This is a genomic window from Bacillus sp. PK3-037 (genome assembly GCF_054161355.1).
Window position 1 is genome coordinate 2738296 of the sequence record NZ_CP096408.1, and the last position, 13419, is coordinate 2751714.

The following is a 13419-nucleotide window of genomic DNA, read 5'->3' on the forward strand; positions in this document are numbered from 1 at the left end:
CCTTTTTCATGTTTTGAACAGCGTATTTCTTTAAGATACGTTAATATAGAGATGACATCATTTTTAAGGGGGAAATCGCATGACAAAGTACATAGGATATGTCGGAACATATACAAAAGGCGGAAGTGAAGGCATTTATTCATTCGAGCTGGATACTGAGAAAAAAACACTCAGCGAGCCAAAGCTTGCCGCAAAGCTGGGAAACCCCACATATGTGACGCCGAATAAAGACAACACGATTCTTTATTCAATTGAAAAAGCAGACGGTAAAGGCGGTATTGCTGCCTATAAAATCGATAAAAACAGCGGCGAATTAACATTTCTGAATCATCAGTTAATCGATGGCCCATCGCCATGCCACGTGAGTGTCGATGATCATCAGCAATTCGTATTGACAGCCAACTATCACAGCGGGAAGGTGCACGCTTTTCCGGTTCAACAAGACGGAAGTTTGCAATCTCCCGCTTCAGAAGCCGCCCATACAGGAAAGGGTCCGCACGAAAGACAGGAAAAGCCGCATACACACTATGCGGGCTTTACACCTGAACATAATTATGTCGTAGCGGTTGACTTAGGGACAGACAAGATGTACACCTATAAGCTGAAAGACGGTGAATTAACTGAATCCGGAAGCCATTCCTTCGCTCCCGGTGCAGGCCCTCGTCATATCGCTTTTCACCCGAAAGAAAAATACGCATATGTCATGACAGAATTAAGCAATGAAGTGATTGCGCTTGAATACAATCCGACAGCCGGCGAATTCAGAGAACTTCAAGTCGTCTCTGCCATCCCTGATGATTTTACAGATAACAGCCAGGGAAGCGCCATTCACGTCACTCAGGATGGGCGTTTTGTTTACGTTGCAAACCGCGGCCATGACAGCATCGCTGTGTTTGAAGTGAATCAATATTCAGGCGAGCTGGCATTTGTGGAAAGAGTATCGACTGAAGGAAACTGGCCTCGTGACTTTGTGCTGGATCCAACGGAGACCTTCCTCGTTGCTTCAAATGAAGAAACAGGCAATCTCATATTGTTTGAAAGAGACACAGAGACAGGCCGGCTGACGCTGCTTCCTTCAAGCGTTTCTGTCCCTTATCCGGTGTGCGTGAAATTTTTACAGCAATCATAAAAGAAAGCTGGCTCCCAACAACGGAGCCAGCTTTTTGTTTATCTCACCTTTTCTTTCGTTTCAGTATTTCGATATAAATGGCAGGCAACGAAACGGCCGGCTTCGATTTCTTGAAGCAAAGGGCGTGATTCTCCGCATTCAGGCATTGCCTCCGGGCAGCGCGTCCGAAACACACAGCCGCTCGGCGGATGGACCGGACTCGGCAGCTCCCCTTTTAAAATGATGCGCTCACGCTTGTCCTCTAATTCAGGGTCCGGAATCGGAATCGAGGACAGCAGCGCCTTCGTATACGGGTGCAGCGGTTCACGATACAATGTGCCGCTATCTGTAATTTCCATCATGTGGCCTAAGTACATAACGCCGATCCTGTCGCTGATATGCTTTACCATCGATAAATCATGGGCAATAAACAGAAATGTGAGCCCTTTTTCTTTTTGAAGCCGCTTCAGCAGGTTAACCACTTGCGCCTGAACCGACACATCAAGCGCAGAAATCGGCTCGTCCGCTATGATAAACTCCGGATTCAATGAAAGCGCTCTGGCAATCCCAATTCTCTGCCTTTGACCGCCGCTGAATTCATGCGGGTAACGGCTGCCGAAATCCGGGTGAAGCCCCACTGCCTCAAGCAGCTCGTCCACAACGAGAAGCCTTGCTTTATGAGTATTGTAAAGATTGTGAATTTCCATCGGCTCTAGAATGATTTCTCGAACGGTCATCCGCGGATTGAGCGATGCATAAGGGTCCTGAAAAATCATCTGCAGTTTGCGGTTATAGGCAAACTGCTCTTTCTCACTGAGGGCGTGAAGATTTGTTCCGCGGTATTTGACGCTTCCTTCTGTGGGATGGTAAAGACGCATCAGCACTCTTCCCAAGGTTGATTTCCCGCAGCCGGATTCTCCGACAAGTCCGAACGTCTCCCCCTCATGAATCTGGAAGGTTACCCCGTCGACCGCTTTGACTGTTCGCTTTTTCCCTGCGTCAAAATGCATTTTCAGCTGACTGACCTCTAGCAGTGGTGTCATGTGTCTCCCTCCTCATTCTGAAAAACAGCGGCGTGCCGCACAAAGCTCTTTTTCATATCCTGTATCTTTCAGCGTGATGATTTCGATCGATTTCCCAGTCTTAGGAGAATGGAGCATTTTTCCGTCTCCTATGGACAGACCAACGTGATGAATTGCTCCTTTTCCTTCCTCATATGCAAAAAACAGCAGATCACCGGCACCAATGTCGTGAAGCGGCACTTCCTTCCCTGTTTTCGCCTGGTCTCCCGCATCACGGGGAATCCTGTATCCATTTGCTTTAAATACGCTGTACATAAAACCAGAGCAGTCAAATCCAAACCCGCTTATACCTCCCCATAAATAAGGAAGCCCGAGAAAACTTGCCCCTGTCTGAATGATGTCTTCCGCCGTTCCTTTCTTATTCTGAACAAGCACCGCATCAGTTTGTCGCAGGAGCCTTTCTCCAAAAGGAGTCGCTACCTTGAAAAATCCATTCTCTTCTTCAATCAGCGGCAGAGCAGTTAAGAAGCTCAGTTCAATTTCCTTATCTCCGGTATCCCCATACAAAAAAGCTGTTGGTTTGCTGATCGCCACGGTGTGATTCGATTGTGTGAGATTTGTGTTTTTCAGCTGGCTCTTTTTCATCCAGCCCGGATAACCGCGTTTATCCTTGCGGGATGACTGGCCGGGCACAACGACAGACACCCATTCATCCTGTTCTGCCGTGACCAGCACCTCCTCGCCAAAGAGAACCTGCGTCTGGATCACATTATCTGTACATAACCCAAGCCGCTGATCATAGGTCATGCTCTTCAGCCATTCTCTGATCGACACGGTCGGATCAAGCACGGTGTGATCAAATGGACGAGGTGTATCAGGTGATGTCCATACGTTGGCAACTGCTGATATAACAGTATGGTTCATGTCTCCATCCCTCCTTTCTGATGCACGACTCCGGTAATGCCAAGACCAGGTTTGTCAGGCATCGTAATCGTGCTGCCGCTGTAAATAATCCCGCCCTTGATCAAATCCGTTTTCAGCATGAGCGGGGCGTCGAAATCAAAGCGGGTAATGTTTTTTTTGCTTGCCGCGAAATGCGCCGCAGCTGTTATGCCGAGCTTGGTTTCGATCATGCTGCCGACCATGCACTCCACCCCGCAAATCTCAGCCATGGCATTGATTTTCTCTGCACCGCTGATTCCTCCTGCCTTCATCAATTTAATATTGATCAGATCGGCGCTGCGGGTTTGAAGGACTTCGAACGCCTGTCGCGGAGTAAATACACTTTCATCAGCCATAATTGGGGTGTCCGTTGCATCCGTAACTTTCTTGAGCCCGGCAAGATCATCCTTATGGACAGGCTGCTCGACAAGCTCAATGTCCAGGCCGGCATCCTCCATTTTCCGAATGGCCGTTACCGCTTCTTTCGGCACCCATCCCTGATTGGCATCCAAACGCAGCTTTACCCCGGACCCGACACGCTTTCTGATTTCTTGAATACGGGCGATATCTGTCTCAATGTCATCTCTGCCAACCTTTATTTTTAGCGTTTGAAAGCCTTGTTTAAGAAAGCTCTCTGCATCGGCCGCCATCTCTTCAGGCGAGTTCACACTGACGGTGTAATCCGTTTCAAGTGTGCTTCGATATCCGCCGAGCATTTGGTAAAGCGGCTGTCCGCTCATCTGCGCCCAGCCGTCGTATACAGCCATTTCTACAGCTGCTTTTGCGCTTTGATTCCCTTGCAGAAGATGCTGGATGTCATGCAGAATGGCCTCGCAGCCGGACAGTCTTCTTCCAAGCAGTGCCGGCGTTAAGACGTTGTGAATCGCACTTTCAATACTGTCCATGCTGTCTCCGGTAATCACAATCGTCGGAGGCGCTTCTCCCCATCCGATTGCGCCATTATCATAAGTGATCGTTACGATAACAGATTCGGCCGTATACACTGTGCGAAGCGCCGTTTTAAACGGCTTTGTCAGCGGCACGACGACCCGTTTCGTGTCTATTTTTGTGATCTTCATACTGAAAGCGCCCCTTCAGAAACGCCCGCCTCAATGACGACCGTTTTTTCGGCTGTATCCATGGCAGCGTGCGCACCGATCGGAACGGCAATACTCGGCGAACAGTGGCCGATCTTAAACCCTCTAAGAGCAGGCCTTCCGGCGGACACAATATAGTCTTCGAGCACCTGCTCAAGTGTCAAAGATTTCTCCCGCTTCACCGGGATGCAGTTATGAAAATCACAAACAAGAATACCGGCTGCGTCCGCCAGCTTCCCTGCCATTTTCAGCTGATTCAGCATCCGGTCAATTTGATACGGCTCTTCATCAATATCTTCAATAAACAGGAGCTTTCCCCTCGTATCAATTTCAAACGGCGTGCCGAGTGTCGATGACAGCAAGGAAAGATTGCCGCCGACAAGCTCTCCCTCCGCTTTTCCCGGAACAAGCACCGTCAGCGGAGAAAGCTTTTCTGTATAGGTGAATACTGTCTCTTGAAAGAGCTGCTCATACGACGCTTTTGTCAGCGGATGAACGTCTTCCAGGCCAATATCTGAGCTGAGCATCGGCCCGTGAAAAGTGACAAGGCCAGTGTTTTGATGGATGGCGGTATGTAAAAACGTAATATCACTGTACCCCCAAAAGATTTTAGGATGTTTGCGGAGCAAGCTGTAATCAATGCCTGAAGCGATCCGTCCCGTGCCAAAGCCTCCGCATGCGCACAGCACCGCTTTCACCTCCTGGTCTTTGAACATCTCGTGCAGATCAGCCAGCCGCTCATCATCCTGTCCCGCTAAATAGCCGTGCTGGTTTTTCAGCGCCTTGCCCAGCTTTACCTGAAGACCGAGTTCCTCTAAAAACAAAAGCGCCGTTTCAAGCTTTTTCGGATCAGGCGGGCTTGCAGGTGCGATGACACCGACTGTATCGCCTTTTTTCAGCGCGTTCGGCTTGTGATTCAACTCCGATCAGCTCCCTTCATTTGCTCTGCACCCTACGTATACGTGAAAATAAGAGAAAAAATACCGCTCCTTTACATAAAAGAGAGCAGTATTTTCTCAATCCAGCGTTAGTTTTTATCGGCCCATTTTAAATCGATGTAGCCGACAGGGTGCCGGACGATGTCCTTTACATGTTCGTTTTGCAGATTGACCTGATTATAGAAATAAACCGGAATGATCGGCGCTTCATTGATGAGAAGCTTTTCCGCCTTATGCATGAGTGAAAAACGCGTTTTTTCATCCGCTTCATTTTTCGCCTGCTTCATCAGCTGATCATATTCTTTGTTGGTCCAGCCTGTACGGTTCATCGAATTTCCTGTTTGGAAGGCTTCCAGAAAACTGATAGGGTCCGCATAGTCAGGCAGAAATGAGCTTTGTGAGAATTGGAACTTAAGCGCTTTTTGCTCTTCTAAAAACACGTTCCACTCCATATTGGCCAGCTTCACATCGACGCCAAGGGTGTTTTTCAATTTTTGCTGGATGGCTTCAGCAATCTTTTTATGCTCCGGTTTCGTACTGTAAGTAAGCGTGACCGCAGGCAGCTTGTCATACTTCTCTTCCTTCATTCCTTTTTCCAGCAGCTGCTTCGCTTTGTTTTCATTTGGTGTGATCAGGTCTCCGCCCGCTTCCCGGAAGTCCTTGCCGTTAGGCTGTGTAAACCCGGGCGAAACAAAAGCGTGTGCCGGTTTTTCATTGTTTTTCGTGACGTATTTTACGATTTCCTTCTGATCAACAGCCATTGCGAAAGCTTTTCTGATGTTTTCATTTTGGAACGGCTCCATATTGACATTAAAGCGGTAAAAGTATAAACCCGCCTGATCAACGATGTGCACGTTGTCTTGATCCAGCAGCTGGTCACTGAGCTCAGCCGGTACGTATGCGGTGTCCAATTCACCGGACTGGAACATTTGGTAATCTGTATTTCTGTCACTCACCATTGCCCATTTCACTTTGTCAAGCTTCACGGTTTCTTTATCCCAGTACGTATCGCTTTTTTCCATTGTGATGCTGTCATCATGCTTCCATTCCGTCAGTTTAAACGGGCCGTTGCCGACAAATGTATGGGCTTCAGCAAACCACTTTGGATTTTCTTTGTCGACTTTTTCGTTAACCGGAAAATACGCCGGGTTTGACACCACGCTAAGGAAATATTTTTGCGGTGCGGCAAGCGTCACTTCAAGGGTGTGATCATCCTTTGCCGCCACCTTCACATCTTCTCTTTTCCCTTTTCCGCTGTTATAGGCTTCGCCGCCTTCAATAAAATAGCCGAGAAACGCGGAAGAAGCTCCTGTTTTCGGGTCAAGCATCCGTTTCCAAGCGTATTCAAAATCTCCGGCTGTCACAGGATCTCCGTTCGTCCATTTCGCATTTTCCCGAATCGTAAATGTGTACGTTTTCTTGTCTTTCGACACAGACCACTTCTCTGCCATCGCCGGCTCCGGTTCATTGTCTTTGCCGAGGCGCGTTAACCCTTCCATGATGTTATTTAACGGCTGCCAAGACACGTTATTAAAACCGATCGGCGGATCAAACGAGGTCGGTTCATTTTCATTATTTAAGTACAGTACCTTTTCTCCGCTTGTCTTTGCCTTATCTTCTCCGCTTTCTTTTCCAGCCTGCTCATTTGCTGTACATCCCATCAGCGCAAATGAAAGCCCCAGTGCAAGGCCCATTCCCCATAGCTTCTTCACTCTCTTCATCCTCTTCCCCCTTTTTTGTTATTCATCCTTCGCTCCCGGCAGCACAGCATGCTCAGCCCGTTTATCCTGAAGCCAGCAGTGTACAGTGTGCGTGCCGGATCGAACAGTTTGATCAGGGTATACCCTGTCACACACGATCATTCTGCTCGGACAGCGGGCGGCAAATGGGCAGCCCGGCGGCGGTGAAAATAAATCCGGCGGCGTGCCGTCAATCGGAATCAGCTCAGCGCCATCAAGATCCAGCCGCGGGACAGAATTCAGCAGCCCTTTTGTATAAGGGTGCTGCGGCTTGTAAAATATATCTTTTCTTGTGCCAATTTCCGCTATTTTTCCGGCATACATAACAGCAACCCTGTCAGCAACCTGGGCAACCACGCCTAAATCGTGTGTGATCAAAATGACAGAAACCTTTGTTTTCCGCTGAATCTCTTTAAACAGTTCCAGTATTTGCGCCTGTATGGTGACGTCAAGGGCAGTTGTCGGTTCATCCGCTATTAAAATATCAGGCTCGCAGATCAGCGCCATCGCAATGACAATCCGCTGTCTCATGCCGCCGCTGAATTGATGGGGGTACTGCTTCAGGCGTGCTTCAGGATCCGGAATGCCAACCAGTGCAAGCATGGAAAGAACCTCTTTCTCAGCCGCCTTTTTCGTCATCCTTTTGTGACGAAGAAGCGCTTCCGCCAACTGGTCGCCGACAGTCAGCGTCGGGTTTAGCGCCGTCATCGGGTCTTGAAAAATCATTGAAATGTCCGCGCCCCTTATGCTCCTCATTTCTCTGTCAGAGAGACGGCAAAGGTCTTTGTTTTTAAATAAAATGCTGCCGTCTGTCACCTTCGCTGAATAGGGCGGGAGCAGTCCCATAATACTTTGAGAGGTGACGCTCTTGCCGCAGCCCGATTCACCGACAATGGCAAATGTTTCGCCTTTGTACAAATCGAAGCTTACGCCTCTGACAGCCTGAACCGTCCCGCCGTAAGTCGTAAAAGAAACGTGCAGATCATTGACTGACAGAACTTTCTCCATACAGCTACCTCCTTAGCTTAGGGTCCAGTGCATCCTGCAATCCGTCCCCCAGCACATTAAACGCGTACATCGTTAACGAGATGAAAAAGGCAGGAAAGAACAGGCGCCACCAATGCCCGGACAAAATGGTCGGCAGGCCGTCATTCGCCATCACACCCCAGCTGGCAAACGGCGCTTGAATGCCGAGACCGAGAAAGCTCAAAAATGATTCTGCGAATATGGCGGTAGGTACAGTTAAAGTCATTTGTACGATGATCGCGCCCATTGTATTCGGCAGCAAATTTTTGCGGATGATGCGAAAGGTTTTCGCACCAAAGGTTTTCGAGGCGAGCACATACTCGTAATTTTTTATTTGCAGCACTTGGCCTCTTACAATTCTCGCCATGCCGACCCATCCCGTAACAGTCAGCGCTACGATAATGGTGCCGAGCCCCGGACCCATCAAGACCATCAGCAAAATGACAACAAGAAGATACGGCAGCCCGTACAGCACTTCAATAATCCGCATCATGACACTGTCTGTTCTGCCGCCTTTATAGCCTGCAATGCCTCCGTAAATGACACCGATCAAAAAATCAATCAGTGCGGCCATCACTCCGACAAATAACGAAATCCTCGCTCCGTACCATGTTCGTGTGAACACGTCCCGGCCAAGCTCATCGGTACCGAACCAATGATCGGCAGAAGGCGGGAGATTTTGTTCTGTCAGCGATTGGCGCTCGACACTATGAGGAGATAAAAAAGGGCCGATTGCTGCCATCACAAATAGAAATAAAAGAATAAAAAGCCCGGCCATCGCTAGTTTATTTTTCTTCAGCCTCCTCCAGGCATCCTGCGCATAGGACAAACTCGGCCGTTTGACTGAATCGGTCTCTTGGGTCTTTTTCTGATTCGAAACAAACCATTCGTCCGGCACCTGAGCGTGCTGCTGCGGCTGGCGTTCATCTGTTTGTACAGGGAGATTCATACGCTTCACCCTTTCTTATGCAGTTTAATGCGCGGGTCCAGCAGACCGTAGGCCAAGTCGACCAAAAACAGCATTACGATCAAAATGACGCTGTAAAAAACGGTCGTTCCCATAATCACGGGATAGTCCCGCTGATTAATGCTTTCAACAAAATATTTACCCATTCCGGGAATGGCAAAGATTTTTTCAATCACAAAACTTCCTGTTAAAATGCTGGCAACGAGAGTTCCCAGTACGGTAATGACGGGCATGAGCGCGTTTCTGAGTGCGTGTTTTACGATAATTTTGAGCGGAGACAGCCCTTTTGCTTTCGCTGTGCGGATATAATCCTGTGTCAGGACTTCGACCATGCTTGATCTTGTCAGCCTGGCGATAATCGCCATCGGTCCAACTGCAAGCGCTGCGGTCGGAAGCACCATATGGATCGGGCTCGTCCACGTAGCGGCGGGAAATAGTTTAAAATTGACGGCAAACTGCTGAATAAGCAACGTCGCCATAATGAAATTCGGGATGGAAATGCCGAGTACCGCGAGGCTCATCGCAGCGTAGTCCAAAAAGCCATTGCGGCGCAGCGCGGCAGTTACGCCAAGTATCAGCCCTGAGATCACAGCAATGACAATCGCTGCCATCCCAAGTTCGAAGGAAACGGGAAATCCGCGTTCCAGCATATCATTTACGCTGTCTGACGGTTTTTTAATAGAAGGGCCAAAATCGAATGTAATGATGGATTTTAGATAGATGATGTATTGGATAATGAGAGGATCGTCTAAGTGATAGTAGGCTTCGAGATTTCTTTGAACCGCTTCATTTGTGCCCCTCTCCTCATTAAAAGGAGATCCGGGAATGACCTTCATCAGAACGAAAGTCAGGGTGGTAATGACCAAAATCGTAGCTGCCATTGCCCAAAAACGCTTCATTATATATCTTGCCAAAGCCTTAACACCCCTTTAGCAGAATGATGTTCGCATTGCCAGTTCAGTCATGACAAGCATAGCCTGATAGGCTTCAAGCATATCCTTCGCCTGAAATTGAACGGTTGTGGTTCCCGGTTTGATTTCTGTACCCGGCATTAGATGAGCCCACTCAGCTTGGCCGTAATTGGCAAATTCAATGCTTAATACAGGCCTGTCAGGCGGTGTAAGCGGTTTAACTTTATCTTTGTTCTGCAGGGCATATGCGGTTTTTTCTGTCAGCAGCCGGCCGGCTTTAGCAGGCGACAGACATTTGACTGCAGACCTTGAAATCGTTTGTTTAACAGCAGCTGTCGTGACATTCGGGATGAGCTCTTCAGCTTCTTTGGCCGCCCGGTCATCACCGGCTACCATTAATACCGGGACATCGTAATAACCGGCCACGTAAGCATTTAATCCAAGCTCACCGACAGGATGATCATTTATGTAAAAATGACGGACACCGAAAATCATGCTATGGGACATGACACCGGGAGTTGAGGCTCTTGCGTGATAACCGAGAAACAACGCACCCGTGAAAGTATCATCCAGCCCCTGCACCATCGAAAATGGTTTAACATCGCCGGAGATCAAATCCGCCTCCGGATGAAGCTTTTCAACCAGCAGATTATTCATTTTCGAATGGCTGTCATTTACCAGCACCTCCGTACACCCGCTGTTAAACGCTTCGGTAATACAGTAGTTTGCTTCTTCGGTCATGATCAGCCGTCCGCGTTCATAATTACGCTTGCCGGAATCAACAAAGGTATCATCCGGAAGACCTGAAATACCCTCCATATCTACTGACATGTACAGTTTCATAACGCTCCTCCTTTTTTACTAAATTATGAATATTCTAACAGATTATATTAAAAAAAGAGGAAAAATGCAATATAGCTGGGAAAAATCACTAATGTTCAGAGATAAAAAAGAACCCTCTTTCAAGGATTCATGTTTCTTTTGCTGCCTGTTCTGTCAGCTGCTCATATTTTTCGAGCGTTTTTTCAAATACTTGATCAAAAACATGCGGCACAGAGGCACGTATCACCGCCGCTCCCTCTCCTGTAATTCCGCCTTTCGTTGCAACACGGTTCAGCGTCTCCTCAAAGGACATCTTCTTTTCAATCAGCAGCTTGCCTGTCCCATACAGTGAGTGTATCAGGAAATCAAAGGATTCTTCTTTTGTCAGGCCGCTGTTTCTCACAGCCGACAGCGCTAATTCTTCAAACACTGCGGCGATGAAGCCCGGAGCAGAGCTCGTCAGATTACTGGCGGCATCTAAATTGGATTCTTTTATTTCTCGCACACTGCTGAAAGCCGATAACAGTGCATCCAAACGTTCTTTCTTCTGTGCCGCCAGTGCTTCACTGTGAACAACCAGTGAGATACCGGCTTCCGCTTCAGATGTAATGGCCGGAATCACCCGTGATATTCCAGCTGCCGTTTCAGCCTCTAAAAGCCGCAGAGCCACACCTGCCGCAATGGACACAATATGAGTGTTCCGGTTCACATACGGGTGAAGCCGGCGCACTGTCTCAATGACATGGAGCGGCGGGACGCATATAAAGATCAAGGCGCACTTTTCCGCCCATATCTCAAGCGGTTTTGCCGAAACGTCTGGATAATCAGCGAGCAAAGCCTGAAGCCGCCCCCCCTTAGTTCTTGTCTCAACAAACAGCTCATTTTCCTCTATTTGTTTATGCTTCAGCAGCTGCCTGGCGATCATATCCGCCATGCTGCCATATCCGATCAATCCGATTGACTCCATCGTTTCAGCCCTTTCATGTACAATATTCCTTATAAAGTGTACCGTTTTTCGCACTTTTTCACAATTTCCCATAATGTTTTCATTTTTATCCCACAGTTTTTGTTTATGATAAACTCAAGTCATAAAACGACCATAAGTAAAATGTAATTTGTTGAAAATAGAGAGAAACGGAGTGAACATGATGGATAACTATCGTGACGAAAATAGAACAGAAGGACAAGAGAATGAGGTTTTTTTAACGAAAGAGAATGATCAAAACCCGTCTTACTCAGCCCGCAATGTGATTCATGATCAAGAGAAGAAAAAACGCGGATTCGGATGGTTCAGGCCGCTGCTCGGCGGAGTCATCGGCGGAAGTCTCGCCCTTGGCATTTATACGTTCACACCGCTTGGCGACCACGATTCTCAGGACGCAGCGAAACAGACGTCCAGCCAGCAGCAAACTCAATCTGTTACAGCTAAAAGCACATCCTCTGAATCAAGCAAAAGCTCGACAAGCTCATCTGCATTTAAGAGTGAGGATTCTTCTAAAATCTCAGATATGGTGGAAGACCTTTCACCGGCGATTGTCGGCATCACAAACCTTCAGGCTCAGTCAAACAACTCTTTGTTTGGCTCTGGCTCTTCCGGTTCCAGCTCTGATTCAAGCGAAGATACAGAAAGCGGCTCAGGATCGGGTGTCATTTTCAAAAAAGAGAACGGCAAGGCTTATATCATTACGAATAACCACGTTGTAGAAGGCGCAACTTCACTTAAGGTGTCTTTATACGACGGCACTGATGTGACAGCTAAGCTCGTAGGCAGTGACTCTTTAACAGATTTAGCCGTTCTTCAAATCAGTGATGACCACGTAACAAAGGTAGCAAACTTCGGTGATTCATCAGATCTCAGAACAGGCGAAACCGTCATTGCGATTGGAGACCCGCTCGGAAAAGACCTGTCTCGCACAGTAACACAAGGAATTGTAAGCGGCGTGGATAGAACAGTTTCAATGTCAACCTCAGCCGGTCAAACAAGCATTAACGTGATTCAAACTGATGCCGCGATTAACCCGGGTAACAGCGGCGGTCCATTGTTAAATACAGACGGCAAAATTGTCGGCATTAACAGTATGAAAATCAGTGAAGACGATGTTGAGGGCATCGGTTTTGCCATTCCAAGCAATGACGTAAAACCGATAGCTGAAGAATTGTTGTCTAAAGGGCAAATTGAACGTCCGTATATCGGTGTCAGCATGCTCGATTTGGAACAGGTGCCGCAAAACTATCAAGAAGGCACACTTGGCTTATTCGGCAGCCAGCTGAATAAAGGCGTATACATCCGTGAAGTCGCTTCAGGCTCCCCTGCTGCAAAGGGCGGGCTAAAAGCTGAAGATATTATCATCAGCTTAAAAGGAAAAGAAATCAATACAGGCAGCGAATTGCGAAATATCCTATATAAAGACGCAAATATCGGCGACACCGTCGAAGTGAAAATTCTCAGAAACGGAAAAGAAATGACGAAAAAAATCAAACTCGATCAAAAAGAAGAAACACCTTCTTAAGAAAAGCCCCTCAGGCCGCAAAAGCGGTCTGAGGCTTTTTAATAGACAAAAGACCTGTATACTCTATGAAACTTTCTGCCGAGCACCCTATATGATACAGGCTGACATCATTCTAATCAGATGCTTGAAGCATTGTTTAAAAAGGACGAATGACATGAAAACCGTGGGATTGAGCATAATTTGCGCAGGATTGGCTTTTCTGATGCTGAGCTTTCTCCTTCCTGCATCAACATTGGCATGGGGAGTTACACTGGGGGCCAGTATTCTATTAAACATAACAGGCACTGCTGTGATTATGCGTTTCTTAAAAACCCCTCAATCTAACAGCTGATTTCAG

Annotated in this window: 12 protein-coding genes; 2 read left to right on the forward strand and 10 right to left on the reverse strand. The window is 47.7% G+C overall.

Annotation, left to right across the window (positions count from 1 at the left end; genetic code table 11):
* Positions 1–79 precede the first annotated feature (79 nt).
* The gene (locus M1D69_RS13990; RefSeq protein WP_458105756.1) at positions 80–1129 is read left to right on the forward strand and encodes a lactonase family protein; all 1050 of its coding nucleotides are present in this window, start codon (positions 80–82) and stop codon (positions 1127–1129) included.
* A 38-nt stretch (positions 1130–1167) separates the two neighbouring features.
* Here M1D69_RS13990 and M1D69_RS13995 read toward each other — a convergent pair whose 3' ends face one another.
* From M1D69_RS13995 to proG, 10 genes are all read right to left on the reverse strand, one after another.
* Positions 1168–2151 (reverse strand): ABC transporter ATP-binding protein, encoded by a 984-nt coding sequence (locus M1D69_RS13995; RefSeq protein ID WP_458105755.1) that lies wholly within the window; start codon positions 2149–2151, stop codon positions 1168–1170.
* Positions 2152–2163: 12 nt separating this feature from the next.
* Complete coding sequence (locus M1D69_RS14000; RefSeq protein WP_458105754.1) at positions 2164–3054, reverse strand: C40 family peptidase; 891 nt, start codon at positions 3052–3054, stop codon at positions 2164–2166.
* Positions 3051–4151 (reverse strand): L-Ala-D/L-Glu epimerase, encoded by a 1101-nt coding sequence (gene ykfB / locus M1D69_RS14005; protein ID WP_458110414.1) that lies wholly within the window; start codon positions 4149–4151, stop codon positions 3051–3053. Before ykfB ends, M1D69_RS14000 begins: the two co-directional genes overlap by 4 nt.
* Positions 4148–5089 carry a S66 peptidase family protein gene (locus M1D69_RS14010; RefSeq protein ID WP_429659269.1) on the reverse strand — a complete coding sequence of 314 codons (942 nt, stop codon included), beginning with the start codon at positions 5087–5089 and terminating at the stop codon, positions 4148–4150. The genes ykfB and M1D69_RS14010 overlap by 4 nt, the downstream gene beginning before the upstream one ends.
* Before the next feature lie 107 nt (positions 5090–5196).
* Positions 5197–6828, reverse strand: a complete 1632-nt coding sequence (locus M1D69_RS14015) for a peptide ABC transporter substrate-binding protein (protein WP_458105753.1) — start codon at positions 6826–6828, stop codon at positions 5197–5199.
* 18 nt (positions 6829–6846) lie between these two features.
* Positions 6847–7854: an ABC transporter ATP-binding protein gene (locus M1D69_RS14020; protein ID WP_458105752.1), complete on the reverse strand. Its 1008-nt coding sequence runs from the start codon at positions 7852–7854 to the stop codon at positions 6847–6849.
* 4 nt (positions 7855–7858) lie between these two features.
* Positions 7859–8821 carry a dipeptide ABC transporter permease DppC gene (dppC, locus tag M1D69_RS14025; protein ID WP_458105751.1) on the reverse strand — a complete coding sequence of 321 codons (963 nt, stop codon included), beginning with the start codon at positions 8819–8821 and terminating at the stop codon, positions 7859–7861.
* A 5-nt stretch (positions 8822–8826) separates the two neighbouring features.
* Entirely contained in the window at positions 8827–9753 is a 927-nt protein-coding gene (gene dppB / locus M1D69_RS14030; protein WP_044156207.1) for a dipeptide ABC transporter permease DppB, read from the reverse strand.
* 15 nt (positions 9754–9768) lie between these two features.
* Positions 9769–10593 carry a D-aminopeptidase DppA gene (gene dppA, locus M1D69_RS14035; RefSeq protein ID WP_458105750.1) on the reverse strand — a complete coding sequence of 275 codons (825 nt, stop codon included), beginning with the start codon at positions 10591–10593 and terminating at the stop codon, positions 9769–9771.
* Positions 10594–10720: 127 nt separating this feature from the next.
* Positions 10721–11539 carry a pyrroline-5-carboxylate reductase ProG gene (proG, locus tag M1D69_RS14040; RefSeq protein ID WP_458105749.1) on the reverse strand — a complete coding sequence of 273 codons (819 nt, stop codon included), beginning with the start codon at positions 11537–11539 and terminating at the stop codon, positions 10721–10723.
* A 181-nt stretch (positions 11540–11720) separates the two neighbouring features.
* Between proG and htrA the strand changes: the two genes are divergently transcribed.
* Positions 11721–13082 carry a serine protease HtrA gene (gene htrA, locus M1D69_RS14045; RefSeq protein ID WP_458105748.1) on the forward strand — a complete coding sequence of 454 codons (1362 nt, stop codon included), beginning with the start codon at positions 11721–11723 and terminating at the stop codon, positions 13080–13082.
* Positions 13083–13419: the final 337 nt, after the last annotated feature.

Coding starts and splice junctions, on each gene's coding strand:
- M1D69_RS13990 (WP_458105756.1), top strand. CDS start 80: ATGACAAAGTACATAGGATATGTCGGAACATATACAAAAGGCGGAAGT.
- M1D69_RS13995 (WP_458105755.1), bottom strand. CDS start 2,151: ATGACACCACTGCTAGAGGTCAGTCAGCTGAAAATGCATTTTGACGCA.
- M1D69_RS14000 (WP_458105754.1), bottom strand. CDS start 3,054: ATGAACCATACTGTTATATCAGCAGTTGCCAACGTATGGACATCACCT.
- ykfB (WP_458110414.1), bottom strand. CDS start 4,151: ATGAAGATCACAAAAATAGACACGAAACGGGTCGTCGTGCCGCTGACA.
- M1D69_RS14015 (WP_458105753.1), bottom strand. CDS start 6,828: ATGAAGAGAGTGAAGAAGCTATGGGGAATGGGCCTTGCACTGGGGCTT.
- M1D69_RS14020 (WP_458105752.1), bottom strand. CDS start 7,854: ATGGAGAAAGTTCTGTCAGTCAATGATCTGCACGTTTCTTTTACGACT.
- dppC (WP_458105751.1), bottom strand. CDS start 8,821: ATGAATCTCCCTGTACAAACAGATGAACGCCAGCCGCAGCAGCACGCT.
- dppA (WP_458105750.1), bottom strand. CDS start 10,593: ATGAAACTGTACATGTCAGTAGATATGGAGGGTATTTCAGGTCTTCCG.
- proG (WP_458105749.1), bottom strand. CDS start 11,539: ATGGAGTCAATCGGATTGATCGGATATGGCAGCATGGCGGATATGATC.
- htrA (WP_458105748.1), top strand. CDS start 11,721: ATGGATAACTATCGTGACGAAAATAGAACAGAAGGACAAGAGAATGAG.